Source organism: Dactylosporangium vinaceum, assembly GCF_019904175.1.
Taxonomy (GTDB): domain Bacteria; phylum Actinomycetota; class Actinomycetes; order Mycobacteriales; family Micromonosporaceae; genus Dactylosporangium; species Dactylosporangium vinaceum.
Genome location: NZ_CP061913.1, coordinates 873,542 through 898,668 on the forward strand (window position 1 = coordinate 873,542; position 25,127 = coordinate 898,668).

The window sequence follows — 25,127 nt, forward strand, 5'->3', positions numbered from 1 at the left end:
ACGGTTTTCGTGGGCTTCGAGGGCGGGGAGGCGATTTTTTGTCGTACCGGGGTGGCAGGATGCTGGGCGTGGAGCAGTTGGGACTTTTCGCGGCGCCGCGGCGCCTGTTCACCTGCACGCCCAGCAAACTGGGCAGTTACGAGGACTGCCCGCGCCGCTACCGCTACACCTACGTCGACCGCCCCGCCCCGCCGAAGGGCCCGCCCTGGGCGCACAACTCCCTCGGCGCGTCAGTGCACACCGCGCTCAAGAACTGGTATTCCCTGGAGCCGGACCGCCGCCGGCCCGAGGCCCTGCCCACACTGCTCAAGGCGACCTGGGTCCGCGAGGGCTATCGAGACGAAGAGCAGGAGCTGCAGGTGTACCGCCGTGCGCTCGCCTGGCTCGAGTCGTACATCGACGGCCTCGACCCCACCGACGAACCGGTCGGCGTGGAGCGCACGGTCGCCGCCCGCACCGACACCCTGGCCCTCTCCGGCCGGGTCGACCGGATCGACAATCGCGGCGACGAACTGGTGATCGTCGACTACAAGACCGGCCGCGGCGGCGTCTCCGAGGACGACGCCCGAGGCTCCCGCGCCCTGGCCCTCTACGCGATCGCCACCGCCCGGGTCTTCCGCAAGCCGTGCCGCCGCGTGGAGCTGCACCACCTGCCGACGGGGACGGTCGCGGCGTTCGACCACACCGAGGCGTCCCTGGACCGCCACCTCCGCCGAGCCGAGGAGACAGCGGCCGACATCACGGCCGACACCGAGTTCCCGGCCCGGGTCGGTCCGCAGTGCTCGTGGTGCGACTACCGCAAGACCTGCCCCGAAGGCTCCTCGTCGGCGCCCCGCGACCCGTGGACGGCCGTCGAATGAGACCCGTCCTGCGTGCCGGTCCGCGCAGGGCCTTTGCCGAACCGTCCCTTGCTGAACCGCTGCTTGCCGAACCGTCCCTTGCCGAGCCGTCGCTTGCTGTGCTGCCGCGTGCCGAGCTGCCACGTGGTGAGCCGTCGCGTGCCGAGCTGCGACCTGTTGGGCGGTCGGGTGCCGAGCCGCTACCTGTCGAGCCGTTGCGTGCCGGACCGTTGCGCGCCTTGCCGCCGCTTGCGGAGCCGTTGCGTGCTGGGTGGCCACCTGCCGAGCCGTTGCGTGCCGGGTCACGGCTTGCCGAGCGTTCGCGGATGGCGCTTTGGGCGGTGGTCGAGATGGGGCGCGGGCCCGACGTGCGCCCGCTCGGAGGCTTTGCGCCGCCGTCGCGGGTTCCGCTCGGAGGCTTCGCGCCGCCGTCGCGGATTCCGCCCGGGCGGCGCGGTCCTCGGGCGGTGGCCGGACTCGATGTGTGCCCACCCGAGGCTTCGCGCCGCCGTCGCCGGTCTCGTGACTATCCCAGGCCGCTTGGGCGGTGACCGGATGAAGTTCGGAGTCGACGTCTGCACGCTCGGCGACTTCGCCGAGCCGTCGCGGGTGGTGGAGATGGCGGTCGCGGCCGAGCGGGCCGGGTGGGAAGCGCTGTTCGTCTGGGACCATCTGGCGTTCGCGTGGGGCGTACCGTCCGCGGACCCCTGGGTCACCCTCGCCGCCGTCGCCCAGGCCACCTCGACGCTCCGGCTGGGCACCGCGGTCACGCCCCTACCCCGGCGCCGGCCGGCGGTCGTGGCCAGCGCGGTGGCCACCCTGGACCGGCTTAGCGGCGGCCGAGCCACGCTGGGGGTCGGCCTCGGGGGCGTCGACTCGGAGTACACGGCGTTCGGCGAGGACGCCGACCTGCGCGCCCGCGCCCGCCTGCTGGACGCGGGCCTCGACGTCGTAGGCGGACTGCTCAGCGGCGCGGCAGTGAACGGCGTGGCCCTGCTCCCACCGCCGATCCAGCAGCCAAGACCCCCGATCCTCGTCGGCGGCGCAAGCAGGGCGGCACTGCGACGAGCGGCCCGATGGGACGGCTGGCTGGCCGCCGGCGACGCCGAAGACGGCTCGATGACCGTCTCACCGACCGAGATTGCCGCCTCCGTCGAATACATCCGCCAGCACCGCGACGGACCCTGCGAGGTCGTGCTGGTCGGAGCCTCGCCCCGCAACGACGACCCACTGCTCACCGAATACGCCGATGCCGGCGTCACCCTCTGGCTCGAGCACATCCACGGCCGGCGCGCCTCCCCGGACGCCCTGCTCGCGCGCATTCTGGAGCCGTAGCAGCACCACGCCAACCCACCACCGCCCTCCGCCCGAGACCTCGAAGCCACCGCTATCCCGCCGACCACCGCGCCACCCCACCGACCATGCCCCCGCTCCGAGCCCGTCCGTCGTCCCCGCCCGCGCCCGCGCGTCGAGCTGAGTGGAAGTCGTCTCGGCCGGGAGCCGGCCCGTTGTCCCCGCCTGCGCCTGCGCGTGGAGCTGGGTGGAAGTCGTCTCCGCCGGGAGCCGGCCCGTCGTCCCGCCCCGAGCCCGCCTGTCGTCCCGGCCTGCGCCTGCGCGTGGAGCTGGGTGGAAGTCGTCTCCGCCGGGAGCCGGCCCGTCGTCCCCGGCTGCGCCTGCGCGAGGAGCTGCGCCGAAGTCGTGTCCGCCGGGAGCCGGCGCGCCGTCTCCGCTCGCGCCCGCGCGTCGAGCTGCGTCAATGTCGAGCCCACGCCCGCCCGCCGTTCGACTCAAGCCGCGGGCCGTGCGTCGTGTAGGCGCCCGAGTCGTGTCCAAGTCGCGGCCGGGTGCCGTGCCCGGGCTGCCGCTTTGAGGCGTGTCGCTTGCCGGGTGTGTCGGTGGCCGGCTCGGGCCGTTGTCGCTGGGCCCGCCGCGGTGCCGCCCGCAGCCGGCGTTGTCGTCGTCGAGCGTGGTGGCGTTGTCGCCGTTGCGGGGGGTGGTGTCGTGGTGGCGAGGGTCAGCCGATGGGAGTGGTGCCGTGGGCGGCTTTGGTGATCTGGTCCAGGGTTTCGGGGGTTGTCATGCGGGCGCCCAGGCGGACGGTCTTGTTCGTGCCGTGGTAGTCGCTGCTGCCCGTCGTCACCAGGCCCAGCCGGTGGGCCAGGGCGTGGATCTCGGCCTGCTCCTGCGGGGTGTGGTCGGTGTGGTCGGCTTCCAGGCCGAAGAGGCCCGCGGCGGCCATCTCCACGATCAGCGAGTCGGGCACCACGGGGCCGCGCTTGCTCGCGCGGGGATGGGCGAAGACCGGGACGCCGCCGGCCGCCACGACCAGGCGGAGGGCGGCGAAGACGTCGAGGTCCTCCTTCGGGAGCCGGTACCGCCGCCCGAGCCACTGGGGTTCGAAGGCCTCGCTGACCGTGGTCACCAGGCCGCGCCGGATGAGGGCCTGGGCCAGGTGCGGGCGGCCGACGGTACCCCCGGCGGCGTCTTGAAGCACTTCATCCCAGGTGACGTCGATGCCACCGGCGTTGAGGAGGCCGACAATGCCCTCGGCCCGTGTCTCGCGGGCGGTGCGGACCCGGGCCAGCTCCGAGGCGAGCGCGGGGTCGGTCGGGTCGAACAGGTAGGCCAGCAGGTGCAGGCTGATCGGGAAGGGCCCGCCGGACCAGCGGCAGGAGAGCTCGGCCCCCGGCACCAGGGTGAGGCCGGCGGGGCGGGCCGCCGCGGCGGGGGCCCAGCCGGAGGTCGTGTCGTGGTCGGTCACACCGAGGACGTCGAGCCCGGCCGCGGCCGCCTCCGCCACCAGCTCGGCCGGGGTTGAAGTTCCGTCGCTCGCCGTCGAGTGGGCGTGAAGATCGATCCGCACGCCCCCAGTCTATGAACCCGTTACTGCTCTGTGAGCGGTTCGATCAGCACGACACCGTCGGTTCCCTGGTCCTGATCCTGGTCCTGGTCCAGCGGCTGGGTCAGATCGGCCTTGCCGGTCGGGTCGAGCTTGAGGAACTTCTTGCCGGTGTCGACCACGAAGGTCTTGGCGTTGAGCCAGACGGTCTTGGCGGTGACGGTGAGGTTCCACAGCTTCGCCCTGGTCGTGGCCGCGGCGCTGGCGTTGGCGTTCGTAGTGAGGAACACGGTGGTCAGGTCCAGGATCGCGACCTGCTTGAGGCCGACGACCGGGTAGGCGAGCCAGTGGCCGTCGGGTGAGATGCGGGCGCCGTCCTTGGCCGCGACCGGCAGCCCGCACGCCTTGCTCTTGACCTTGAACGGCTGGTCGAACTGCAGCAGGGCCAGGCACATCGCCGTCTCGCCGGCCACGGCCGACCTGACCTCGGCGTAGACGCCGCTGTTGTCCTGGGTGCCGCCGAAGACCCGCACGACTGTCGTGTCCCAGGTGGGGGAGTAGCCCCGGTCGGTGTGCCAGACGTCGAAGCCCTTGTCGTCGTTGCTGACCACCAGGTTGGTCCCGACGAAGGTGACCGGCTCGGTGCCGTCGGCCACCGGGACGGACTTCACCCCGGTGATCTTCTTGGTCTTCTCGTCGCTGCGGGTGCCGACGTTCATGCTGCCCTTCGACGCCCACGCCACAGTGCTGGTGTCCTTGGCCACGGTGATGTTGGTGGCGTCGTCGACGAGGACCTGCTGCTGCTCGCTGTCGTCCTGCTGCAGGACGAGCTGCTTGTCGCCGTCGGGCTGGGTGTTGACCACCAGGTAGCCGTCCTTGGCCTGGTAGGCCGCGGTGACGGTGCTCTTGGCCGGCAGCTGCAGGCGCACCTTCACGGCCGCTTCGGCGCTCGGGCCGATGCCGGTGAACTCGCGCATGTCGGACGGCGTGACCGGGGCGGTGGGCGTGCTGCCGGTCGCCGGGCGCTGGGACGGGCTCTCCTGGGCGACGGGGCCGGGGGGCGCGGACGGGCCGGAGGGCGCGCCGCCGGTGAAGGTGTGCAGGACCGCGACCGAGCCGGCCGCGACGGCGATGACGCCGGCGAGCCCGCTCACCGCGGCGCGCCGCCGCCGGCGGACCCGTGCGGCGCCCCGGATGGCAGCGTCGGCGAACCCGTCAAGCGACGCCAGCGACCCCGGCGGGGCGCTGCCCGCCTTGGCCGCGAACGTGTCGCGGAGCTCGTCTTCCAGCATGGTTGTCACGTCTCCAAACCCACGCGCACAGTCAGACTTCGACTTCCACCGGCTTCTCGACCGCGGTGTCCGCGGGTAGAAGCGCCTCAGCCTCGGCAAAAGGTTGTTCCGGCTCCTCGATCACCGGAAGATCCGGCACATCGAGTGCCGCAACGGGAGGCGGGGCGGGTGTGGTCGGAGGGCGCGCGGGCTGTGACTTCACGGCCGGGCGGACACCCTCGGCGCTGAGCTTCTCACGCAGTGTAGCGAGGGCGCGGGAGGTCTGGCTCTTGACGGTGCCGACCGACACGCCGAGCAGGCGGGCGGTCTCGGCCTCGGACTGGTCCTCGTAGTACCGCAGCACGAGCACGGCCCGCTGCCGGTTGGGCAGGGCGCGCACGTGCCGCCACATGGCGTCGCGCTCCAGGCTCTCCTCGAGCTGGTCGGCGGCGGCGCCCTCGGGCAGGATCTCGGTCGGGCGCTCGCCGTGCCAGCGCCGGCGCCACCAACTGGTGGCGGTGTTGACCAGGACGCGACGGGCGTAGGGCTCGACGGCCTCGATGTGCCCGAGCCGCTTCCAGGCCAGGAAGGTCTTGGTCAGTGCGATCTGGAGGAGGTCCTCGGCGGTCGCCCAGTCGCCGGCCAACAGGTAGGCCGTGCGTAGGAGCGCCTTGGAGCGAAGCGCGACGAACTCACGAAAATCTTCCTCGCGGAACCCTGCTGCCTCGTCCGGCACCCGCCGCCCCCTCCACCCTCCGCGCCCACGTACGAAGACGCCACGAGGGGGTCCGGAGGTTGCATGGGGACACAGATTTTCAGCGAACTCCCAGCTGCGTCCGGACCCGCCGCAAGCGTCGGCGGTCCGCTCAGGTGCCGTCGTCCTCGCCGGTCACCGCGCGGCCCAGGCGGGCCTCGACGGCCTCCGGCTCATACATTTCCTCGACGATGCGAAGGTAGAGCTCATTCGGGTTGGGCAGATTGCGGATATTGCGCAGAGCCTGGTCCTGACCTGCGGATTCGAGCTCGAAATGGCCGTAGCCGAACATGCGCCCGGTCAATGACTGCACGTATTTCATGTCGGTGACCCGCTGCAGCGGCATCATCGCCACATTGCGCGTGAAAATCCCCGACACGACCATCACCCGCTTATTGGTGAGGATAAATCGGTCGTACCACCAGTCGGCGACCTTCCACGCGCAGTAAAGGATCACCAGCGCCCAGATCACGACCACGGCGATCCGCAGTTGTTCCTGGTTGTGCTTGGTGAGCCAGCCCGCGATGTAGCCCATCGCGATCGTCGCGACGATGGCGATGCCACCTTCCCGGGCGAGCTGGATCCAGTGCCGCTTCCATTCACCGCGGAACTTCTCGGTGGGGAACAGGTAGCGGGAGGCGTGCCCGCTGGCCTCGTCCTCCAGGGGCGCCATCCGGCTGCCGGGCGGCACCGACGGCGCCGCCTCACCGCCTTGGAGCCGGGCGAACTCGTCCTGGGAGAAGGAGGGCGGCGCGGCACCGTACTGCGGGGCGGCCCCGCCGCGCGCGTGCGCGCCGTCGGTCATGGGGTCCGCGTAGGCGTCGGAGACGAAGTCGTCGCCGTCGGTCGTGTACTCGGCCCGCGGCGACTGGTAGTCGCGATCGCGTGCGGCCTCGTAGTCGGACGTCGGCGAGTATTCCACCGGCGGCTCTTCGTCGGTGGAGTAGTCGGGCCGGGCCTCCGGCCGGGAGCCGGGGCGTGCACGCGGAATCGGCTCCGTGTCCCGGTCCTGGAACCGCCGGGCGTTCGGGTCGTCCTCGGGGGGTTCAGCACCGGTCGACATGGCTGGGTCCTTAGGCGACGAGGCTCGAGAAGAAGTCGCCGAATCCTGTGGCGATGTCCATGATGCCGCCGCCGATGGACTTGAACACCTCGGCAGCCGACTGTGGCCGATATGCCACGAAGAAGATGAGGAAGGCAATGCTTCCCCAGGTGAGGACCTTCTTGACCATCGCCGTCAATCCCCTCCCCGCGGCACTGGCATCAGCGCCCCGGCCAAACTCAGCGTATCAGCTGCGCGGCTCAGGGTGCAGATGCGCCGCGCCGGACGGCAGGCCCGTCCGGAGCTTGATCGTAGAGGTTGATGTCTACGCTTGGCCGTGAAGATATGGCGACGGCGCGCCGTAAATCAGGTGCGCGGGAACGTCGTCGGACAGATCGTGCAGGTCGAGCTCCTCTTCCAGGAGATATCCGGCCGCGGCGGGCCACGTGACGACGTAGATCCACATTCCGGCCGCCTCGCCGACATAGGTGCAGCGGTCCTCCGGTGACTTGGCCATCCACAGCGGCAGCGGCCAGCCCGCGGCCCGGACCCGGGCGTGCGCGGTGGTCGTGGCGATGTCGCCGTCGAGGAACGGTCCGGGGTCGGTCCCCGGAATGCCGGCGAACCGGGTGCCGAGCCCGATGCCCGGCTCCTCGGCGATGATCAGGCAGTCGGCCGGCCCGTGCTCGACCACGCCGGGCCCGCTGCAGGCTACCGCGGTGGCCCGGATGCCGGAGCGCTCGTCGCCCACCCACCCGACGCCCGTCATCATCCAGCCGCTCGGCAGCGGCCACGGACACCACATGGGCGTCGGGCGTTTGTCGCCGGCCCGCTGCGCGGCGGCGACCAGCCGCGTCTTGGCCGACTCGACGATCTCCGGCCCGATGTGGTGCGCGATGTGCAACGGCAGCACCGCGCCGTCGGCGTCGCAGCGCCAGTCGGAGTGCATGAGGTCCGGCGCACGCACCGGACCACCACAGCGGGGACAGCTCACTGCGACGCCCATATACCCACGGTAAGGCCGTTCAGGGGTTTGCGACCCCGTACTGGCGGATCCAGGTATGCATGGCGATACCGCTGGCCACGCCGGCGTTGATCGAGCGGGTGGAGCCGTACTGCGCGATCGAGTACACCGCCGAGCACGCCAGCCGCGCCGGTTCCGACAGGCCGGGGCCCTCCTGGCCGAAGAGCAGCACGCACCGCTCGGGCAGCTCGGCCCGCTCCAGGGCCCCCGCGCCCGGCAGGTTGTCGATCCCGATGAGCGTCAGGTCGGCCTCCTTCGTCCAGGCCAGGAACGTCTCGACGTCGGGGTGGTGGTGCACGTGCTGGTAGCGGTCGGTGACCATGGCCCCGCGCCGGTTCCAGCGCCGCCGCCCGACGATGTGCACGGCGGCCGCGAGGAAGGCGTTGGCGTTGCGCACGACGGTGCCGATGTTGAGGTCGTGCTGCCAGTTCTCCACGGCGACGTGGAACGGGTGCCGGCGCGTGTCGAGGTCGGCGACGATCGCCTCGAGCCGCCAGTAGCGGTACCTGTCGACCACGTTGCGCCGGTCACCCGCGGCGAGCAGCTCCGGGTCGTAGTGGTCCCCCGCGGGCCAGGGCCCGTCCCACGGCCCGACGCCGACCGGCAGCTCGTCGCTCTCCATGCGCAGCAGAGTATTGGAGGCCAGCCGGGTGAGAAGGTTTGCCCAGCCCACCCGGCCGGCGCTCACGGCGCGCCGGGGGAGTGCCGCCTCAGCGGTGCAAGGCGCGCGCCAGTTCGCGGGCGATACCGTTGACGAATCGCCGCTCCGCGAGGTGGATCTCCACCCCGCCGAGCCGGATGCGCCCGGCCTGCCAGGCGGTCCGTCCGACGCTCGCGGCGATGTCGATGAGCCACTCGCCGTAGGCGAGCGCGATGTCCGCCCCGAGCCGCTCGGCCAGCAGCCGCACGGCCGACCCGCAGTCGGCGAGCACCGCCTCCGGCCGCACGGCCCGCTCGTCGAGGTCGCTGTCGGTCAGCTGCTCGGCGAAGATGGCCGCGACCACCCCGCGCACGAGCAGCGCCCGGGATCGCTGTCCGGAGGCGATGGCCGCCACCCCGGCGACGGCGTCGACCTGCTCGTCACCGGCGCAGGCGACGACGAGCACACTGCGGGGGAGCCGGACGAGCAGGTCCCACTCCTGCCGATGCAGCGGCAGGTCGACCCCGACGGCCGGGCGGCCGGACGGGCCGGATGCGGGCTTGCTCACCATGGCAACCTCCCTCCGCGAGCGTATGCCGAAAAATCCGCCGATGCGCCCTTTCGCAGAGGCGCCACGGTTGCGGTCCACGGCCCGCCCCCGCATCCGGCCGGGAGCACGACCGGGAGCCGGGACGGGGGCCGGCCGTGGGTCTCGGACCGGGCGTTACGCCTGGACCATGCAGCCCCAGCCGTCGTAGATGCCGTCGTGGCGCTCGACGATGCCGCGGACCTGCCAGGTGAGCTCGTGCAGGGTCGGCGGCTCGACCGGGTCGCGGCGGATCGCCTGCAGGACGAAGTCGCCCTCGTCGCCGCGCTCGACGGTGACGGCGAAGCCGTCCCCGCGCAGCTCCTGGGCTGTCGCCTCGGCGCGGTCGAGGTCGGGGAAGTAGGCCAGGAACTCCACCGCCCGCGGCGCGCTCAGGCGGTCGCCGTGCGCCTCGAGCTCCTGCACGACCTGGTTGTCGTCCATGATGTTGCGCTGCCAGGCGTCGGGGGTCAGCTCGTCGCGGACGCGGGTCCAGCCCGGGTCGGAGGCGATGCCGGTCCGCGGGGTGATGCCGGCGATCGCGGGCAGCGGCGGCGGGATGCTGTCGGCCGGGAGGTACCCCGTGATGTGCCCGGTGTTGTCGGACAGGACGCGGCCGACGAGCGCGCCGCCGGCCGAGCGCAGCACCTGCCGGACCGCCGCGTCCAGCTCGTGGATCGAGGCCAGCTCGCCGGCCGCGGGCATGCCGCTGACGCCGTCGCCCGCGTAGGTGAACTCGACGTCGAAGCGCTGGGGGTAGCGCGCGACCGGCGCGGCCTCCACGGCGCCGAGGTCGATGTTGTACATCGCCATCCGGCCGCCCACCTCGCCCGGGTAGACCGCCCAGCGCTCGGCCCAGGCCGGCTCCCGCCCCAGCATTCTGCGCAGCAACCCCACGCCGGTCCTCCTTGACGCTGTTACAACCCTGCCGGGGTCATGACTTCGGCTCCGGGAAGCTCGGCGCCTCCGGGCCGGCGTGCGACTGCTTCGGCACCATCACGCGGCGCGTGAACACGCAGATCAGCGTGCCGTCCTGCTTGTACCCCTTGGTCTGCACCGTCACCACGCCGCGGTCCGGCTTCGACTCCGACTCGCGCTTGTCCAGCACGAGCGTCTCCCCGTAGATCGTGTCGCCGTGGAAGGTCGGCGCGGTGTGCCGCAGCGACTCGACCTCCAGGTTGGCGATCGCCTTGCCGGACACGTCGGGGACGGACATGCCGAGCAGGATCGAGTACACGTAGTTGCCGACGACCACGTTGCGCTTGAACTGCGTCGACGTCTCGGCGTAGTGGGCGTCGAGGTGCAGCGGGTGGTGGTTCATGGTCAGCAGGCAGAACAGGTGGTCGTCGGATTCGGTGACCGTCTTGCCGGGCCAGTGCCGGTAGACGGCGCCGACGTCGAACTCCTCGTAGTAGCGCCCGAACCGCATCGTCTCCCCCTTGCTCTCACGTGTCCGGGCAGCATGCCGGGCCGGATCGGGCACTCGGTAGAGGGAAGCCGGTGAGTGTGACAAAACGCAGCAAGCGGCGGGGCTCTGCCTGGCGCCCGCCGCCCACGCTTCGTGGTGAGTATCTTGGCGGCTCATTTTGCAAGATTGCAACGCTCCGTATAGAGACGCGCGTCACATGATTGCGGAGCTGAGCGTGTTCACTACGCGTTGTGATGGCTGTCGCACTACGGAGAGTGAGTCGTTCATCGTGCGGTAAGGTCCGGTGCTGATGGAACGGTTGAACACGCGCGGACGCGTGGCGCGAATGGTGGCGGCGCTGATCGTCAGCGCGCTCACCCTGGCCGGAACGTTCTGGGCCGACGACTCGGTGTTCCCGTTCGCGCCGTTCCGGATGTTCGCCACCGCCGACAAGCCCAACGAGCCGGTCCTGGTGCTGCGCACCGACGGGATCGACACGACCGGGCGCAGGTTCGAGCTCGACGAGCAGAACGCGGGCGTGCGGCGGGCCGAGATCGAGGCCCAGATCGAGCGGTTCAAGGCCGACCCGGCGCTGCTGCAGTCGGTCCGGGAGTCCTACGCCGCCCGCAACCCCGGCAAGCCGCCGCTCGTCGAGGTGGACATCGTCGAGGTGCAGCACCATCTGCACAACGCCCAGCCGACGGGGGTCATCACCGAGGTGGTTCTGGCGAGGTACCGGCCGTGACCCAGCGCTTCACGTCCTGGCTGTTCGCTCCCGTGCCCAAGGCGCGCATCGCCGCGTTCCGCACGCTGGTGTACCTGTTCATCCCGCTCGACCTGATCTTCTTCAGCGCCTGGATCAAGTCGCACGGCAACCTGCCCGGCAACCTGTATCAGCCGCTCGTCGTCGGCCGCCTGCTGCACCTGCCCACGCCGACCCACCTGCTCGTCAACGCGATCTTCTACGCGCTCATCCCGCTGTCGCTGCTCGCCGCGACCGGGCGCGCGCACCGCCTCCTCGGCTGGACCGTCTTCGCGCTGTACTTCGAGTGGATGGTCATCGCGATGAGCTACGGCAAGATCGACCACGACCGGTACTCCATCCTGGTCGCCCTGGCCGTCCTGCCCACCGCCGGCCGCGCCCGCCACGGCGATCAGACCCCGACGGAGGCGGGCGGGTTCGCGCTGCGGGCGACCCAGGTCGCGGTCGTCGCCACCTACTTCCTGGCGTCGATCTCCAAGTTCCGCTACGGCGGCCTGGCCTGGCTGACCGGCGCGACGCTCACCCGCTCGTTCATCCGCCGCGGCACGGCGCTGGCCCAGTGGCTGCTGAAGATCCCCGGCTTCACGACCGCGTCGCAGTTCGGGATCGTCGGCTTCGAGCTGTTCAGCCCGATCGTGTTCTTCGTGAAGCCGAAGTGGCGCTACGCTGTTGTGGCCGGGTTCTACCTGTTCCACCTGATGACGGTCAGCCTGATCACGATCTCGTTCATCCCGCACCAGATCGCGATGACGTCGTTCCTGCCGTTGGAGAAGATCCAACCCGTCATCTGGTACCGCAAGTGGCGCGACCGCACCAGACAGTCCCCGGAGCCGGCCACCGCGGCCTGAGGCGCTCGCCCGGCGGCCTAGTCCCAGTGGGGCGGGCGGTCGGCGAGGAGGCGGTCGTCGTTCGTCGACGCGCGCTCACCCCAGCCCGCGTCGGTGTCGTCGGTCGTGGTGTCCGGAAGGACGACGAGCTCGTCGGCGAAGTCCTCGAAGCTCACTTCGCGCTGTTCATCGGTGGGCGCCCACCCGCTGGTACCTGCCACGGCTGCGAGACTACCCCCGCGAGTTTGCCGGAAAGTGGCCGAATGGCGACAGTCGTCTTTGCGCCGCGCGGTCACACTCGGCGGCATGACGCAACCGACAACTGAGCCCGTCGGCGACCCCTCGGCCGACGAGCAGGAGACCCTCCGGCTCGACCAGCAGGACCCCGACGCGACCCGCCCGATGTCCCTTGCCGATCTGCGGGATCTCGAGAACGACTAGATGCGGTACGACGCCCACCGCCGGAAGAATGCTCCGGCGGTGGGTAATGTCGGTGGTCATGAGCGATGACGCGTACTGGCGACGGCCCCCCGAGGGGAGCGCGGCGCCCCCGGTGCCGCCGCCGTCCGTGCCCGCGAGCGTTCCCTACACCGGCGCGCCGCGCAGCACCCCGCCGCCGCGCGGCTGGCGCCCGCCAGTGGTCGAGCCCCCGGCCCCGCCCCGGCAACTGCCGGCCCAGGACGCCGAGCGCATCGACCGTGAAGAGCAGGCGGCCACGATCCTGACCCGGGGCATGGGCCTGTTCGCCGGAGCCGTGATGCTCGTCCTGCTCTTCATCCTCTGCGGCCGCGCCCTCTTCTAGCGGCTAGGAGCCCCAGACCATGTGGGCGCCGCTGTCGCCGGTCTTGTACACGTAGAACGCCGACACCACCGCCAGCACGACGGCCAGCGCGGCGACCGCGTAGTGCGCCACGACCGGAGCCTTGATCGCCGCGGTGCTCTCGCGCGTCGCCGGCACCATGAACGCCATCACCAGGCTCACCACCGCCAGGGCGAGGATGAACCAGAAGAGCTTGTCGGCGTACTCCTCGTGCGCGGCCACGGCCGGCGAGTCGCCGAACTGCTTGCTCAGCTCCTCGCCCGACTCCTTGGAGACGAAGACGGCGATCGGGGCGGCCACCGCGAACGCGATGAGCGGCCAGCGGATGTGCCGGCGGCTTCCCGGCCACACCCCGTAGAGGACCGCGACGAGCGCCAGGAGCGGCACCAGCACCACGGCCCCATGCACGAACAGCGGATGTGCCGGTATGCCTGAGACACGATCGAACACGAAGCCTCCTCGTTCTGTTACGGATCCTCCCCGCCCATGGGGTACCTGCGCAGGGGTTCCTTTGGTTCAAGAGACCAGAAACATTTGAACGGTTCCAGGTTGCGTGGTGTTATGGAGGGGTGTCGGGTGAGGATCTGCTGCGCACCCGGGGTCTGCGTGTGACGCGGCCCCGGCTGGCCGTGCTGGAGGTCCTCGAGAGCTCCCGCGGCCACCTCGACGTCGAGCAGATCGCCGCCCGGGTCCGCCAGCGCCTCGACACGGTCTCCACCCAGGCGGTGTATGACGTGCTCAGCGCCCTGTCCCGGGCCGGGCTGGCCCGGCGGATCGAGCCGGCCGGCAGCCCGGCGCGATACGAGGCGCGGGTCGGCGACAACCACCACCACGTCGTCTGCCGCGGCTGCGGGGAGGTCGCCGACGTGGACTGCGCGGTGGGTGACGCGCCCTGCCTGACCCCGTCCCAGGCCCACGGCTTCGTCCTCGACGAGGCGGAGGTCACATTCTGGGGTCTCTGCCCGGCCTGCCAGCAGCGGCGCCTGGACGACCGGTGAGCGCCGGCGACTGCGGGCTGTTCGGCCCCGACTCGGTCACCTGGCGGGTGCACCGCGAGCCGATGGTCACCGTCGGCGGGCTGCGCAGCCTGTATCTGCAGGCCCTGCACCCGCGGGCGGTCGCCGGGGTGGAGCAGAACAGCCGGTATCGCCAGGACCCCTGGGGGCGGCTCGCGCGGACCTCGACGTTCGTGACGACGGTGATCTACGGCACCACCGAGGAGGCCGAGAAGGCCGGGCTGCGGGTCCGGCGGCTGCACGCCCGGATGACCGCCGTGGACAGGCGCACCGGCGAGCGGTTCCGGATCGACGACCCCGAGCTGCTGCGCTGGGTCCACGTCACCGAGGTGGAGTCGTACCTGACCGCCGTCCAGCGGGGCGGGCTGCGGCTGCGCCCGGAGGAGGCGGACGAGTACTACCGGGAGCAGACCCGGGCCGCGGCGCTCGTCGGGCTCGACCCGGCCACGGTGCCCGACTCGGTGGCCGCTGTCGACGCCTACTACGAGCGGATGCGGCCGCAGCTGGAGCTCACCGTCGACTCGGCGGCGACCGGGATCTTCCTGACGATGCCGCCGCTGCCGTACGGGCTGGGGCTGACCCCGGTCCGCGGGGCCGCGTTCAGCGTGTCGGCGCTGGCGATCGGGCTGCTGCCGCCGTGGGCCCGCCGGCTCTACGGGCTGCCCGGGCTGCCCACCACGGACCTGGTGACCTCGGTGAACGCGCGGGTCTTCGGCCGGCTGCTGCGCAAGGTGCCGATCGAGTGGATCGAGTCGCCGGCCCGCAAGCGCGCGTTCGAGCGGCTGGGTCTGCGCAACTAGAGGGGCGCTCCGCGCGTTCAACCTCGCGTGACCCGCTGGCTGCCGGCGCTCACTGTCGCCGCCGCTGTGACGGTACCGTTGCTTCTGCTCAAAACCGACATTTCGGATATTGCGGCCTACGGTGCCTACGCCGCACTGGCGGTCGTCGGGCCCGGGGTGCTGATCTACCGGGCCCTGCGGCGCAGCCCGCACAGCCTCGTCGAGGACCTGGCCTTCGGCACCGCCGTCGGGCTTGTCGTGGAGACGGCGGCCCGCCCGGTGTTCTGGGCCTGGCCGATCCTGGCGGTCATCCTGCTGCGCCGCCACCTGCGCACCCCCGACTACCCGCAGCGGCCCACGATCGGCTGGTCGTGGGCGGTGGCCGGGGTCGCGCTCGGGTTCGTCGGCTACCTCGGCTGGGCCTTCATGCGGGTCAACCCGCCGGTGCCCGAGCGCGGGCCGGTCGACTACATGATCGATCAGCTCAACCTGCTCGCCGTTGCGGGCGACCTCGAGCACCACGCGACACTCGCCGTCCCCGAGCTCGGCGACGAGGCCCTGCCGTACCACTGGTTCGCCTACGCCCACCTCGCCGCGGCCGGCCGGCTGACCGGGATCGACCTGCCCGTCCTGTGGTTCCGGCTCGACCTGCCGGCCCTGGCCGTGCTCGCGGTCGTGCTGCTCGCCGTGGCCGCGTGGCGGGTCACCGGGCGCGCCTGGGCCGGTCCGGTGGCGGCGGCGCTGATGTACACGGTCGGCGAGACGGTCCTGCCGGGCCGGGCGCCCGCGTTCTTCGGGTCGATCACCGTGTACTACTCGTGGTCGAGCCGGTCCGTGCTGTACGCGAGCGCCCTGTCCATGCCGTTGATCGCGGTGCTCGCCCAGATCCTGCGGCAGCGGTCCACCGCCCGGACCTGGCTGCTGCTCGCGCTGCTGGCCGCCGGGGTGGCCGGGGCGAAGTCGACGGTGCTGCCGGTCGCCCTCGCCGGCCTGGTCTGCGCCGGGCCGCGCCGGGCGTGGCGGGCGATCGCGGTGCTGGCCGGGGTCATGGGCCTGGCCCTGGTCTTCCTGTACGGCAGGGAGGGCGGCGGCCTGACCTGGAAGCCCTTCGGGATCATGGCCGACTTCGCGCGCGGCCGCCCGCTGGTCATCGCCGCCGGGCTGGGCGCGTACGCGATCGCGATGGGGTTCCGGCTGGCCGGGGCGCTGTTCGTCCGCGAGTGGGGGCCGGTGGAGCGGTTCCTGGCCGGGGCGGCGCTGGCGGGGTTCGCGGCCACCGTGCTGATCTGGCACAACTCGTGGGGGCAGCACTTCTTCGCGATCGCCGGGTTTCCGTTCGGGGCGATCCTGTCCGCGGCCGGGCTGCGCCGCGTGCCGCCGGCCGGGGTCGCCGCAGCCGTGGGCCTGGCCGTCGTGGCCTGGAACTTCACGATCCCGCCGCCCCGGCTCGCGATCTACGGCGTGTACGGCTTCGCCGCACTGGTGCTCGTCGTCGCCCTGGCCACTCGCAGGGCGCCGGCGGCCCTGGTCGTCGTGCTGTTCGCCGGCGGCGCCGGGCTGCCCTACGACGCCGTCCACCACGCCAACCTCGGCACCGCGTATCACGTGCGGGTCACCCCCGACCAGGCGGCCGGGGCCCGCTGGCTGCGCGCGCACAGCACCCCGGATGAGTATGTGGCCACGAACGTGCACCGGGTCGGCTCCGGCCGGCAGGCCGACCAGAGCCTGGCGTACTGGATCTCGGCGTACTCCGAACGCCGGGTCCTGCTGGGCAGCTGGGGCTACTCACCCGAGTCCAACGCGATCCAGGCCGCCGGCGGTGGTGTCGGGCCGGCCCGGCGATACTGGGACCCGGCCCGGCTCCAGGCCAACGACCTGGCTCTTTACGAGCCGACCCCGACCCGGCTGCGGTGGCTGTGGGATCGGCGGGTCCGCTGGATCCTCGTCGACCGCGCGCAGGGCCGGGAGTCGCCGCGCCTGGCGGACCAGACCGCGCTTGTCTGGTCCGCCGGCGACATCGTGCTCTACCGCCTTACCGGGCCGTGCAGGTGAGCGTGGCCGGGGCCGTGTTCGTCCCGGAGTAGCTCGCCCCGAAGCCCGGCGCGATGGTCCCGGCCGGGGCGAGGGTGCCGTTCCAGTCGGCGTTCGTCACGCTGACCGCGGCCCCCGACTGGGTCCAGACGCCCGACCAGCCGTTGCTGATCTTCTGGTTGCCGGGGAAGGTGAACGAGACGGTCCAGCCGGCCAGCGCCGTGGTCCCGGTGTTCGTCACCGTCACCTCGCCGTTGAAGCCGTCGCCCCACTGGTTGGTGATCTTGTACGTGGCCGAGCACGACTTGCCCGTGGAGCCCCCGGTCGTCGTCACCGACACCGGGTCGGACGTCGTCGAGACGTTCCCGGCCGCATCCTTGGCCCGCACCGCGAACTGGTACGCGGTGGCCGCGCTCAGCCCGGTCACCGTGGCCGTGGTGCCGGTCGCGGTGGCCACCACCACGGGGCCGGCCGAGCCGCCGAGGCGCAGCACGTCGTAGCCGGTCACGCCGACCGCGTCGGTCGAGGCGGCCCACGTCAGCGTCGTGCTCGTCGCCGTGGTGGCCGACGCCGTCGGGGTGCCCGGCTTGGTCGGCGGCGTCACGTCCCCGGTCTGGGCCGAGGTCGTGACCGTCCCGGCCGCCGAGGCGGTCGAGGCGTTGCCGGCCGCGTCGAGCGCGACGACGGTGAACGAGTACGCGGTCGACGGGGTCAGGCCGGTGATCGCGAGGGAGTTCGTCGTGCTCGTGCCGACGAGCGTGCTGCCGTTGTACACGTTGTAGCCCGCCACACCCACGTTGTCCGTGGAGGCCGTCCAGGTCGCGGTCGCCCCGGTCGCGGTGACGTTCGTGAACGCGGGCTTGCCCGGCGCGCTCGGCGCCGTCGTGTCGGCCGGGCCGCTGGTGGGTGCGGTGCCCCAGACCAGGGTGGACCCGTCGTAGAGCGTCATGTGGCTGTTCGCGGCCTGGGTCGCACCGGCCGGCACCGACCAGTCGTTGGACGGGTCCCAGGTGCCGGACGAGCTGATCCGGAACTGCACCTCACGCCGCCACGCCGACTGCCCCGCCGGTGCGATGTTCTGCCCGGCGCAGCTGATCGTCACGTAGTAGGTGCTGCCGCTGACAAGTGTCGGGCCGGTGGGCGCCGAGCACTGGTTGTAGGCGCTGGACAGGGTGATCTGGCTCGGCGTGGTGGCGCCGTCGAGCGTGAAGTAGTAGCGGAACGAGCCGTTGGTCAGGGCCCGGGCCGGCCACGCCGACTTGTTGTAGACGATGGCCTTGACCTCGGTGAACGTCGTGCCGACGGTGTTGATGGAGGACTCGATGTACATCTCGGGCCCGTCCGGGGTCTCGGCCACCGGGAAGTTCGCCAGCGGGGTGCCGCCGAACTCGCTGTACATGCGGGCCAGGGCGCTGGTGAAGCCCGCGTTGTAGTCGGTGGCGACCTCGTTCATCGTGTAGTCGTTGCGGCTGTCGGCGTAGGCGTCGTTCGCCGAGGTGGGGCCGCCGACCAGGGCGCCGTAGAGCGTGTGGCGGGACTGCGCGGGCTCGTTGATGTTGTCGCTCCACGAGCCGTGCGCGGTGCGGTGGTGCGGGTTCTTCGGCGGGTTGGCCCCGAAGCCGATCATGTAGCTGGAGTTGCGGGGGTTGTCGCCGAGCGCGTAGTTGATCTGACGGACGCCGAAGTCGTGGTAGCGCGCCTTGCGGGTCGCGTCGGTGAGGTAGTCGCTGTAGACGAACGCGACGAACGACGTGTTGGCCGCGTAGCGCAGCGAGCCCCAGCTGTCGAGGACCGCCTCCCCGCCCGGCGAGGTCGGCACCTTCGCCCCGTTGACGCCGACGGTCCAGTAGTCCAGCCAGCGGTTGGCGTCGTCGATGTACTGCTGCTTGCCGGTGAGCTTGGCCAGCAGCACGTAGCAGCCGTAGGACTTGTCGTCCCAGGCGATCGTCCAGCGGTACGACTTCGTGGTGGTCTGGTTCTCGTTGCTGAGGTTGGCGTAGCCGGCCTCGGCCTTGGCGAGGTAGGTGCTGTCGCTGGTGGCCCGGTACAGCCAGATCGCGCCCCACACCAGCTCGTCGTTGTACCCGCTCCACGAGTTGTAGTAGCTCGCGGCGTCGGTGATGCAGTCGGAGTACTTCTTGCGGACCGTGTCGGCGAAGGAGTACAGCTGCTTGGCGTGCGTGACGAGGGTGTCGGCGTACGTCGGGTCGGTCGGACGGATCACGATCGAGGAGGCGGCCATCGCGGCCGCGGTCTCACCGGCCAGGTCCGAGCCGCCGCACGTCGCATCGATCTTGTACGCCGGGCGCGCCATCGGCATCACCTCGGCCGGGCCCCACCAGGCGTGGTCCGGGTTGCCGGCGCCGACCTGTCCATAGAGGACGTTGGCGCTGGGGTGGGCCTTGATGAAGTAGTCGTTGACGAACTTCAGGTTGTTGACCAGGTTGGTGAGCTGCCCGGAGCGGACGTAGGCGTCGCGGTACTCGACAGCGCCCCAGGCCAGCATCGTGGTCGAGAACGCCATCGGGAAGCCGAACTTCACGTGGTCGCCGGCGTCGAACCAGCCGCCGGTGAGGTTGAGCCCGACGTCGGAGCCGTCGTTCATCGCGGAGTTGCCGCGCCAGTTGACCCGGTTCCAGGCCGGCTTCGGGCCGGACTGCTGGGCCTCGTAGAACCAGATCGACTTCTGCAGCGCCTCGGCGTAGTTGTACGCGGCGGCGGCGTGCGCTCCGGGCTGCTGTATGGCCACACCGAGCGCGGCGGCCGCGGCCATGCCCACGGCCGTCAAAACGCTCAGGATCTTGTTGCGTCGCATCGACTTCCCTCCCTGCGGCGGTTGGTCGGATTGAACCCACCGCCGCCCGTGCTACGGAAAGGAAGCCGTCTTTTTATGACTGTTGATGCAGGTCGGTAGTTGAAAGTTGCACGTCGGTGAGCTGCTCGGACAGGGCCCACAGTCGCTTGGCGTCGGCCTCGTCGGTGGCCTTCGGGTCGGGCTGCACGACGCTTGGCCAGCCGCGGTACTCCCGCAGCCGGTCGGGGCCGATGAACTGGCCGCTCTGCGCCTCGGGCGCGGTCGCCGCGTAGAGGATGTTGAGCGCGCCCTGCGCCGCCGGCATCGCGAACATTGCGTTGCCCATCCGCATGAACGCCCGCAGCACGCCGGTCGGCCCGGCCAGCTGGAGGTTCGTCGCGGAGTAGCCGGGGTGCGCGAGCAGGCTGCGCCGCTGGTCCCCGGCCGCCCGCAGCCGCCGGTCGAGCTCGAGCCCGAAGAGGACATTGGCGAACTTCGACTGACTGTAGAAGCTTTGGCGGTTGTACTGCCCGGCGCCGTCGAGATCCTCGTAGTGCACGCGTCCGCCGCGGTGCAGGCCCGAGCTGACCGTGACGACGCGCTCGGTCACCAGGTCGAGGGTGAGCAGCGTCAACGCGAAGTGCCCGAGGTGATTGGCGGCGAACTGCAGCTCGTGGCCCTGCTTCGACAGCTGCCGGGGCGGCATCATGATTCCCGCGTTGTTGACGAGCACGTCGATGGTGCGCCGCTCGCGGTGCAGGTGGGCGGCGAGGGCCCGGACGCTGTCGAGGTCGGCCAGGTCGATGTGCTTGAGCTCGGTGCTGCCCCGGATCTCCGCCTGGGCCACCGCTCCCTTCTGCACGTTGCGGACAGCCATGATCACGTGCGCTCCCTTGCGGGCGAGCACCTTGGTGGTCTCGAACCCGAGCCCGCTGTTGGCTCCGGTCACCAGAAACGTCTTGCCGGTCAGCTCCGGCACCTGCTCTTCGGTCCAGCGCATGACACCAGGATGCAACTCTTGGCACTGAGTGTCAACCTGTGCCTTGGGTGCCAATCTGGCGCCCGGCGCCGTAGGATGATCGCGTGAGCCTCGTTGAGCGCAAGCGCCAGCTCGTCCGCGACGAGCTGTCCGAGGCCGCCCTGCAGCTCGTCGCGTTCCAGGGCTTCGACGAGACGACGATCGACCAGATGGCCGCGGCGGCGGGCGTGTCGCGCCGGACGTTCTTCCGCTACTTCCAGTCCAAGGAAGACGTCATCATCGAGTTCCTGAGCGACCTGGGGCGCAAGCTGCGCGCCGCCCTGCAGTCACGGCCCGAGTCCGAGCCGCCGGCCGAGGCCGTCCGCCAGGCGCTGCGCGTCTTCACCGACAAGTTCTGGGAGCACCCGGAGAAGTCCAGCCGGCTCGCCCGCGTGACGGTGGAGACGCCGGCGCTGCTGGGTCGCTACCTGGAGCGGCAGGTGGCGTGGAAGGCCACGATGACCGAGGAGCTGGCCCGGCGCATGGCCGTGGACCCGGACACCACGCTGGAGCCGGCGGTGCTGGTGGCGGTCGCCTTCGCCGCCTTCGACACCGCCCTGATGTGCTGGGCCCGCGAGCCCGCGCAGGACCTGAACGTCCTGGTCGAGGAGTGCTTCTCGCTGGCCTTCCGGTGACCGTCCAGGGGGTGGGGACGAAGCGGCCCCGGACTCTTCCGCTGCTGTGTCTTTCGGCTGCTCAGGAGGCTCTTGCCGGGTGGTTCGGCGGGAGGGCGCAGGCGGCCGTGCCGCCGGGCATGCGGTGGCGGTTGCGGGCGACCCAGCGGTAGACCGGCCAGGCCAGGGCGGTGACCGGGCGCAGGCCCAGGACCGAGCCCGCGGCGCGCCAGACGAGGCCCGCCCGGCGCAGGAGGTCGGCGATGGCGGCGGGGCCGGCGGTGACGCGGCCGGGGGCCACGTAGTACACGGCGGCGCTCACCTGGTCCTCGGTCAGGCCCAGCGCGCCGAGGTCCGCGAACTGCCACGCCACGACGTCCGCGGCGGGCTTGATGCGGTTCTCGATGAAGCGGGCGCATGATGAACAGAAGGCGCAGTCGCCGTCGAACACGAACACCGGACGCTCGGTCGTTGCCACGTGACCATCATCCCTCGGACCGGTTGGGAATGCCGGTAAGGGGTATGTGGTTATGACGGTGCATACCCGAGGACGCCATGAGGGATCGGAGCTGAAAAGCATGGCAACCGTAGAGCTGACCGCGGAGAACTTCGCCGAGAAGATCGGTGGCGAGGGGATCACCCTCGTGGACTTCTGGGCCTCCTGGTGCGGACCGTGCCGGGCGTTCGCGCCGACCTACGAGAAGGTCTCCGAGCTCAACCCCGACATCACGTTCGGCAAGGTCGACACCGAGGCCGAGCAGATGCTCGCGGCCGAGTTCAACATCCGCTCGATCCCGACGCTGATGATCGTCCGCGACGGCGTGGCGCTGTACTCCGAGCCCGGTGCGCTGCCCCAGCAGGCGCTCGAGTCGCTGATCCAGCAGGCCCGCGACATCGACATGACCGAGGTCAAGGCCAAGGTCGCCGAGGCTCAGGCGGCTAACTCCCCGGCTGGGCCAGGAGCTGACGCGTCGGACGACGCCACCGTCTCGGAGGACTCCGTCACCAAGGCGTAGCTGCCTGTAGTCGTCGGGCGAGTCTCCTTGCATCGAGTTCGAACGCGTGTTCGAATGGGTTCGTGCGATGGGACAACCTCAAGGCGACTGGCGGTCCTGCCACCGGTGACCCCGGGCAGCCGCGAGCACTTCCGCTTGCGCTGCCCGGGGCCGTCGCCCGGACCTTCGACACCCCGGAGTTCCGGGGCATGACGTTTTACGAGGTCCAAGCAAAGTCCCTGATCAACAAGGTGCCCGGCGCGTCCCGGGTGCCGTTCGAGTGGACCTTGAATCCCTACCGCGGGTGCTCGCACGCCTGCGTCTACTGCCTGACCGGCGACACCGCGATCCTGATGGCCGACGGCACCTCCCGGCCCCTCGCGGACCTCCGGGTCGGCGACGAGATCGTCGGCACCGTCCGTGACGGGCGGCTGCGGCGATACACCACGACCCGGGTCCTCGCCCACTGGTCCACCGTCAAGCCCGCGCACCGCGTCACGCTCGCCGACGGCACCGCCCTCGTAGCCTCGGGCGAGCACCGATTCCTGACCGACCGCGGCTGGAAGCACGTCACGGGCGCCCGGCACGGCCGCAGCCGCCGGCCCCACCTCACCACCGCCAACCGCCTGGCCGGCTTCGGCGCGCCCCCGCCCCCGCCGCCGGTGGACGCGCCGGACTACCGCCGCGGATACCTGTGCGGGTTCGTCAACGGTGACGGCCACGCCTCCCCGGTGCCGGGAGCGGTGCAGCAGCGGGCCCACGACTACGCGGCGGCCTGCGGCGGGCTGCACGCGCTGACAAACGACTCGCGCGAATACGCCGGGGCCAGCGTCCGGGCGGCCAGCGCCGTGCTCGACTGGCCGGAGGCGCCCACAGCGGCCTGGCGGCTGGGGTTCGTCGCCGGGCTGTTCGACGCGGCCGGTGCGCTCGACGCCGGCGGCCTGCCGCGGTTCGACGTGGTGGACAAGGTGGTCGTCGACTGGCTGGCCGAGTGCCTGGAGCGGGCCGGGTTCGCCGTGGCCGCCGACTCGTTCGACGGCGTGCGCGTGCTCGGTGGCCCGCGCGAGCGGGTGCGGTTCGGGCTGCGCTTCGCCCCCGCGCGGCCGGTCGGCGCCCCGGCCGGCGAGCTGGTCCGCGGCGACGACTCCCTGCGGGTGACGGCGGTCGCGGCGCTGGGTGTGGACCTGCCGATGTACGACATCACCACCGGCACCGGCGACTTCATCGCCAACGGCGTCGTGAGCCACAACTGCTTCGCCCGCCACACGCACACCTACCTCGACCTCGACGCCGGCCGCGACTTCGACACCCAGATCGTGGTCAAGGTCAACGCGGGCGAGGTCCTGCGCCGCGAGCTGTCCGCCCGGACCTGGTCGGGCGCGCACATCGCCATGGGCAGCAATGTGGACGTCTACCAGCGGGCCGAGGGGCGCTACCGGCTGATGCGCGACATCCTGGCCGCCCTGCGCGACAGCGCCAACCCGTTCTCGATCCTCACCAAGGGCACGCTCGTCACCCGCGACCTCGACCTGTTCCGCGAGGCCGCCTCGGTCACCCGCGTCAGCCTCTCGATGTCCGTCGGCTTCACCGACGAGGCGCTCTGGCGCGCCGTCGAGCCCGGCACCCCCAGCCCGCGCCGCCGCCTCGACGCCATCCGCCGCCTGTCCGACAGCGGCTTCGAGGTCGGCGTCCTCATGGCCCCGATCCTGCCCGGCCTCACCGACACCCAGGACGCCATCGACACCACCGTCGCCGCCCTGTCCGCCGCCGGCGCCGCGAGCATCGTCCCGCTGGCCCTGCACCTGCGCCCCGGCGCCCGCGAGTGGTACCGCACCTGGCTGCTGCGCGAACACCCCCACCTGGCCCCGCGATACCGCGAGCTGTACGGCAACGGCTCCTACGCCCCCGAGTCCTACCAGCGCGAGCTCAGCGCCCGGGTTCGCCTGGCCGCCCGCCGCCACGGCCTCAGAACGGGCGGCACCGGCACCACCCGCCTGGGCGCCGAACCACCCCAGCCGACGCCGCCGACATCCTCGGACCCGGGTGAGCAGCTGACGCTGCTGTAACGGCCGCCCGCCGCCACCCGGAGACCTGTGATGGGGCGCTCCGACGGTGGGCGCGGCGCCGGTGCGTTCGGTTGCGTTCGGCGCGTTGACCAGCACAAACTCGCCGGGCGCAGTCGGCTTGCCCGCCCGTCGACGCGGGCCTGGCGACGGGCTGCGCTGACGCTTGGAAGGTGGGCGCGAGGTCGGTGCGGTCGGTGCTGCTCGGGCGGTGGCCGGCGCGAACTCGCCGGGCGGAGGCTGCTCGCCCGTCCGTCGACGCGGGCCGGTGGACATCGCGGCAGGGCCACTCGGCTCCGCCCGCTGTGGCCTGGAGACGGGCCGTGCCGACGCTCCGAAGGCGGGCAAGGAGCCTTGGCTGGACCGGCAGACGGGTGGGCGCGATGAGATGGGCGGCGCGCGGCTACTGAGGTGCGGGCCAGCATCGCGCGGAGGGGCGCCGAGTCGTCGCCGTCGGTGCCTTCGCCGGCGCATGCTGCCTGCCGGGCCCGTGAGCAGCAGGAATGGCGGCTCGGAGCAGGCCGCGGCGGGCCCGCCGGTGCGTCAAGGACGCTTGGCGCGGCGGGCCGGTGCGGTCGGGTGGAGGCGCCGGCCGTGACTGCTGGGCCGGCGTCGGGGCGGGTGCGGTGCGGCTACTTGCCCGACGAGCTGCTGCCCGACGACGAGCTCGACGAGCCGCCCGAGGAGGAGCTGCCCGAGGAGGACGACGCGCTCGCGGCCGGCTTGGAGTCGGTCTTTGTGGTCGTCGAGGAGCCGGTCTCGCTCTTGGTCGAGGTCGACTCGGACTTCGTCTCGGTCTTCGTGGAGGAGCCGGACTTGCCGTTGGAGCGGGAGTCGGTGCGGTAGAAGCCGGAGCCCTTGAACACCACGCCCACCGCTGAGAACTGCTTGCGCAGCCGGCCCTGGCACTCCGGGCACTCGGTCAGCGGGTCGTCGCTGAACGACTGCACGGCCTCAAGCTGGTGGCCGCACACCGTGCAGGCGTACTGGTAGGTAGGCACCGC

Annotated in this window: 28 protein-coding genes; 12 read left to right on the forward strand and 16 right to left on the reverse strand. The window is 71.5% G+C overall.

Annotated features, from left to right (window positions below):
- Positions 1 to 68 precede the first annotated feature (68 nt).
- Positions 69 to 860 (forward strand): RecB family exonuclease, encoded by a 792-nt coding sequence (locus Dvina_RS04060; protein WP_246656011.1) that lies wholly within the window; start codon positions 69 to 71, stop codon positions 858 to 860.
- Between the two features lie 534 nt (positions 861 to 1,394).
- A complete protein-coding gene (locus Dvina_RS04065; protein ID WP_223101021.1) occupies positions 1,395 to 2,174 on the forward strand; it encodes an LLM class flavin-dependent oxidoreductase in 780 nt (259 codons plus the stop codon).
- 679 nt (positions 2,175 to 2,853) lie between these two features.
- Here Dvina_RS04065 and Dvina_RS04070 read toward each other — a convergent pair.
- The 10 genes from Dvina_RS04070 to Dvina_RS04115 all read right to left on the reverse strand — a co-directional run bounded on the left by Dvina_RS04070 (position 2,854) and on the right by Dvina_RS04115 (position 10,424).
- The gene (locus Dvina_RS04070; RefSeq protein WP_223101022.1) at positions 2,854 to 3,702 is read right to left on the reverse strand and encodes a PHP domain-containing protein; all 849 of its coding nucleotides are present in this window, start codon (positions 3,700 to 3,702) and stop codon (positions 2,854 to 2,856) included.
- 20 nt (positions 3,703 to 3,722) lie between these two features.
- On the reverse strand, positions 3,723 to 4,970 hold the full coding sequence (locus tag Dvina_RS04075) for a hypothetical protein (RefSeq protein WP_223101023.1): 1,248 nt from the start codon (positions 4,968 to 4,970) through the stop codon (positions 3,723 to 3,725).
- Between the two features lie 31 nt (positions 4,971 to 5,001).
- The gene (locus tag Dvina_RS04080) at positions 5,002 to 5,685 is read right to left on the reverse strand and encodes a SigE family RNA polymerase sigma factor (RefSeq protein WP_223101024.1); all 684 of its coding nucleotides are present in this window, start codon (positions 5,683 to 5,685) and stop codon (positions 5,002 to 5,004) included.
- A gap of 130 nt (positions 5,686 to 5,815) precedes the next feature.
- Positions 5,816 to 6,766 carry a PH domain-containing protein gene (locus Dvina_RS04085; RefSeq protein ID WP_223101025.1) on the reverse strand — a complete coding sequence of 317 codons (951 nt, stop codon included), beginning with the start codon at positions 6,764 to 6,766 and terminating at the stop codon, positions 5,816 to 5,818.
- A 10-nt stretch (positions 6,767 to 6,776) separates the two neighbouring features.
- Positions 6,777 to 6,935 (reverse strand): hypothetical protein, encoded by a 159-nt coding sequence (locus tag Dvina_RS04090; protein ID WP_203853873.1) that lies wholly within the window; start codon positions 6,933 to 6,935, stop codon positions 6,777 to 6,779.
- 135 nt (positions 6,936 to 7,070) lie between these two features.
- Positions 7,071 to 7,712, reverse strand: a complete 642-nt coding sequence (locus Dvina_RS04095; protein WP_343217144.1) for a DUF6758 family protein — start codon at positions 7,710 to 7,712, stop codon at positions 7,071 to 7,073.
- Positions 7,713 to 7,770: 58 nt separating this feature from the next.
- Positions 7,771 to 8,391: a TrmH family RNA methyltransferase gene (locus tag Dvina_RS04100; RefSeq protein ID WP_223101026.1), complete on the reverse strand. Its 621-nt coding sequence runs from the start codon at positions 8,389 to 8,391 to the stop codon at positions 7,771 to 7,773.
- An 88-nt stretch (positions 8,392 to 8,479) separates the two neighbouring features.
- A complete protein-coding gene (locus tag Dvina_RS04105; RefSeq protein WP_223101027.1) occupies positions 8,480 to 8,980 on the reverse strand; it encodes a hypothetical protein in 501 nt (166 codons plus the stop codon).
- Positions 8,981 to 9,133: 153 nt separating this feature from the next.
- A complete protein-coding gene (locus Dvina_RS04110; protein ID WP_223101028.1) occupies positions 9,134 to 9,892 on the reverse strand; it encodes a DUF695 domain-containing protein in 759 nt (252 codons plus the stop codon).
- A 37-nt stretch (positions 9,893 to 9,929) separates the two neighbouring features.
- Positions 9,930 to 10,424, reverse strand: coding sequence for a MaoC family dehydratase (locus tag Dvina_RS04115; protein WP_223101029.1), 495 nt, complete (start codon positions 10,422 to 10,424; stop codon positions 9,930 to 9,932).
- A 289-nt stretch (positions 10,425 to 10,713) separates the two neighbouring features.
- On the opposite strand from Dvina_RS04115, the gene Dvina_RS04120 reads away from it, so the two are divergent.
- Complete coding sequence (locus Dvina_RS04120; RefSeq protein WP_223101030.1) at positions 10,714 to 11,148, forward strand: hypothetical protein; 435 nt, start codon at positions 10,714 to 10,716, stop codon at positions 11,146 to 11,148.
- Complete coding sequence (locus Dvina_RS04125) at positions 11,145 to 12,014, forward strand: MFS transporter permease (RefSeq protein WP_223101031.1); 870 nt, start codon at positions 11,145 to 11,147, stop codon at positions 12,012 to 12,014. Before Dvina_RS04120 ends, Dvina_RS04125 begins: the two co-directional genes overlap by 4 nt.
- A gap of 17 nt (positions 12,015 to 12,031) precedes the next feature.
- Here Dvina_RS04125 and Dvina_RS04130 read toward each other — a convergent pair whose 3' ends face one another.
- On the reverse strand, positions 12,032 to 12,214 hold the full coding sequence (locus Dvina_RS04130; RefSeq protein WP_223106265.1) for a hypothetical protein: 183 nt from the start codon (positions 12,212 to 12,214) through the stop codon (positions 12,032 to 12,034).
- An 85-nt stretch (positions 12,215 to 12,299) separates the two neighbouring features.
- Between Dvina_RS04130 and Dvina_RS55085 the strand changes: the two genes are divergently transcribed.
- Both Dvina_RS55085 and Dvina_RS04135 read left to right on the forward strand, forming a co-directional pair.
- A complete protein-coding gene (locus Dvina_RS55085) occupies positions 12,300 to 12,434 on the forward strand; it encodes a hypothetical protein (protein ID WP_261962666.1) in 135 nt (44 codons plus the stop codon).
- A gap of 58 nt (positions 12,435 to 12,492) precedes the next feature.
- Positions 12,493 to 12,795 carry a translation initiation factor 2 gene (locus Dvina_RS04135; RefSeq protein ID WP_246656012.1) on the forward strand — a complete coding sequence of 101 codons (303 nt, stop codon included), beginning with the start codon at positions 12,493 to 12,495 and terminating at the stop codon, positions 12,793 to 12,795.
- A 3-nt stretch (positions 12,796 to 12,798) separates the two neighbouring features.
- Here the strand turns inward: Dvina_RS04135 and Dvina_RS04140 are convergent, their stop codons facing one another.
- Positions 12,799 to 13,263: a DUF2231 domain-containing protein gene (locus tag Dvina_RS04140; protein WP_223101033.1), complete on the reverse strand. Its 465-nt coding sequence runs from the start codon at positions 13,261 to 13,263 to the stop codon at positions 12,799 to 12,801.
- 119 nt (positions 13,264 to 13,382) lie between these two features.
- On the opposite strand from Dvina_RS04140, the gene Dvina_RS04145 reads away from it, so the two are divergent.
- The 3 genes from Dvina_RS04145 to Dvina_RS04155 are packed head-to-tail and all read left to right on the forward strand — an operon-like array spanning position 13,383 to position 16,660.
- Complete coding sequence (locus Dvina_RS04145) at positions 13,383 to 13,811, forward strand: Fur family transcriptional regulator (protein ID WP_223101034.1); 429 nt, start codon at positions 13,383 to 13,385, stop codon at positions 13,809 to 13,811.
- The gene (locus Dvina_RS04150) at positions 13,808 to 14,629 is read left to right on the forward strand and encodes an oxygenase MpaB family protein (RefSeq protein ID WP_223101035.1); all 822 of its coding nucleotides are present in this window, start codon (positions 13,808 to 13,810) and stop codon (positions 14,627 to 14,629) included. The genes Dvina_RS04145 and Dvina_RS04150 overlap by 4 nt, the downstream gene beginning before the upstream one ends.
- Positions 14,630 to 14,656: 27 nt before the next feature.
- Positions 14,657 to 16,660 (forward strand): hypothetical protein, encoded by a 2,004-nt coding sequence (locus tag Dvina_RS04155; RefSeq protein WP_223101036.1) that lies wholly within the window; start codon positions 14,657 to 14,659, stop codon positions 16,658 to 16,660.
- Here the strand turns inward: Dvina_RS04155 and Dvina_RS04160 are convergent.
- On the reverse strand, positions 16,641 to 19,454 hold the full coding sequence (locus tag Dvina_RS04160) for a glycoside hydrolase family 9 protein (protein ID WP_223101037.1): 2,814 nt from the start codon (positions 19,452 to 19,454) through the stop codon (positions 16,641 to 16,643). The genes Dvina_RS04155 and Dvina_RS04160 overlap by 20 nt on opposite strands.
- A gap of 73 nt (positions 19,455 to 19,527) precedes the next feature.
- Positions 19,528 to 20,433 (reverse strand): oxidoreductase, encoded by a 906-nt coding sequence (locus Dvina_RS04165; RefSeq protein ID WP_223101038.1) that lies wholly within the window; start codon positions 20,431 to 20,433, stop codon positions 19,528 to 19,530.
- An 83-nt stretch (positions 20,434 to 20,516) separates the two neighbouring features.
- On the opposite strand from Dvina_RS04165, the gene Dvina_RS04170 reads away from it, so the two are divergent.
- Complete coding sequence (locus Dvina_RS04170) at positions 20,517 to 21,086, forward strand: TetR family transcriptional regulator (protein ID WP_223101039.1); 570 nt, start codon at positions 20,517 to 20,519, stop codon at positions 21,084 to 21,086.
- 61 nt (positions 21,087 to 21,147) lie between these two features.
- On the opposite strand, the gene Dvina_RS04175 is transcribed toward Dvina_RS04170, so the two are convergent.
- Positions 21,148 to 21,543, reverse strand: a complete 396-nt coding sequence (locus Dvina_RS04175) for a thiol-disulfide oxidoreductase DCC family protein (RefSeq protein ID WP_246656013.1) — start codon at positions 21,541 to 21,543, stop codon at positions 21,148 to 21,150.
- A 100-nt stretch (positions 21,544 to 21,643) separates the two neighbouring features.
- Between Dvina_RS04175 and trxA the strand changes: the two genes are divergently transcribed.
- Positions 21,644 to 22,081, forward strand: coding sequence for a thioredoxin (gene trxA / locus Dvina_RS04180; protein WP_223101041.1), 438 nt, complete (start codon positions 21,644 to 21,646; stop codon positions 22,079 to 22,081).
- A gap of 62 nt (positions 22,082 to 22,143) precedes the next feature.
- Positions 22,144 to 24,126: an intein-containing Rv2578c family radical SAM protein gene (locus tag Dvina_RS04185; protein WP_223101042.1), complete on the forward strand. Its 1,983-nt coding sequence runs from the start codon at positions 22,144 to 22,146 to the stop codon at positions 24,124 to 24,126.
- A 629-nt stretch (positions 24,127 to 24,755) separates the two neighbouring features.
- On the opposite strand, the gene Dvina_RS04190 is transcribed toward Dvina_RS04185, so the two are convergent.
- Positions 24,756 to 25,124 (reverse strand): FmdB family zinc ribbon protein, encoded by a 369-nt coding sequence (locus Dvina_RS04190; RefSeq protein ID WP_223101043.1) that lies wholly within the window; start codon positions 25,122 to 25,124, stop codon positions 24,756 to 24,758.
- Between the last annotated feature and the right edge of the window lie 3 nt (positions 25,125 to 25,127).

What these genes read in the sequence shown, in the direction of transcription:
- Dvina_RS04120 (WP_223101030.1), top strand. Translation starts at nt 10,714, where the DNA reads ATGGAACGGTTGAACACGCGCGGACGCGTGGCGCGAATGGTGGCGGCG.
- Dvina_RS04160 (WP_223101037.1), bottom strand. Translation starts at nt 19,454, where the DNA reads ATGCGACGCAACAAGATCCTGAGCGTTTTGACGGCCGTGGGCATGGCC.
- Dvina_RS04165 (WP_223101038.1), bottom strand. Translation starts at nt 20,433, where the DNA reads ATGCGCTGGACCGAAGAGCAGGTGCCGGAGCTGACCGGCAAGACGTTT.
- Dvina_RS04075 (WP_223101023.1), bottom strand. Translation starts at nt 4,970, where the DNA reads ATGCTGGAAGACGAGCTCCGCGACACGTTCGCGGCCAAGGCGGGCAGC.
- Dvina_RS04135 (WP_246656012.1), top strand. Translation starts at nt 12,493, where the DNA reads ATGAGCGATGACGCGTACTGGCGACGGCCCCCCGAGGGGAGCGCGGCG.
- Dvina_RS04105 (WP_223101027.1), bottom strand. Translation starts at nt 8,980, where the DNA reads ATGGTGAGCAAGCCCGCATCCGGCCCGTCCGGCCGCCCGGCCGTCGGG.
- Dvina_RS04085 (WP_223101025.1), bottom strand. Translation starts at nt 6,766, where the DNA reads ATGTCGACCGGTGCTGAACCCCCCGAGGACGACCCGAACGCCCGGCGG.
- Dvina_RS04065 (WP_223101021.1), top strand. Translation starts at nt 1,395, where the DNA reads ATGAAGTTCGGAGTCGACGTCTGCACGCTCGGCGACTTCGCCGAGCCG.
- Dvina_RS04090 (WP_203853873.1), bottom strand. Translation starts at nt 6,935, where the DNA reads ATGGTCAAGAAGGTCCTCACCTGGGGAAGCATTGCCTTCCTCATCTTC.
- trxA (WP_223101041.1), top strand. Translation starts at nt 21,644, where the DNA reads ATGGCAACCGTAGAGCTGACCGCGGAGAACTTCGCCGAGAAGATCGGT.
- Dvina_RS04115 (WP_223101029.1), bottom strand. Translation starts at nt 10,424, where the DNA reads ATGCGGTTCGGGCGCTACTACGAGGAGTTCGACGTCGGCGCCGTCTAC.
- Dvina_RS04100 (WP_223101026.1), bottom strand. Translation starts at nt 8,391, where the DNA reads ATGGAGAGCGACGAGCTGCCGGTCGGCGTCGGGCCGTGGGACGGGCCC.
- Dvina_RS55085 (WP_261962666.1), top strand. Translation starts at nt 12,300, where the DNA reads ATGACGCAACCGACAACTGAGCCCGTCGGCGACCCCTCGGCCGACGAG.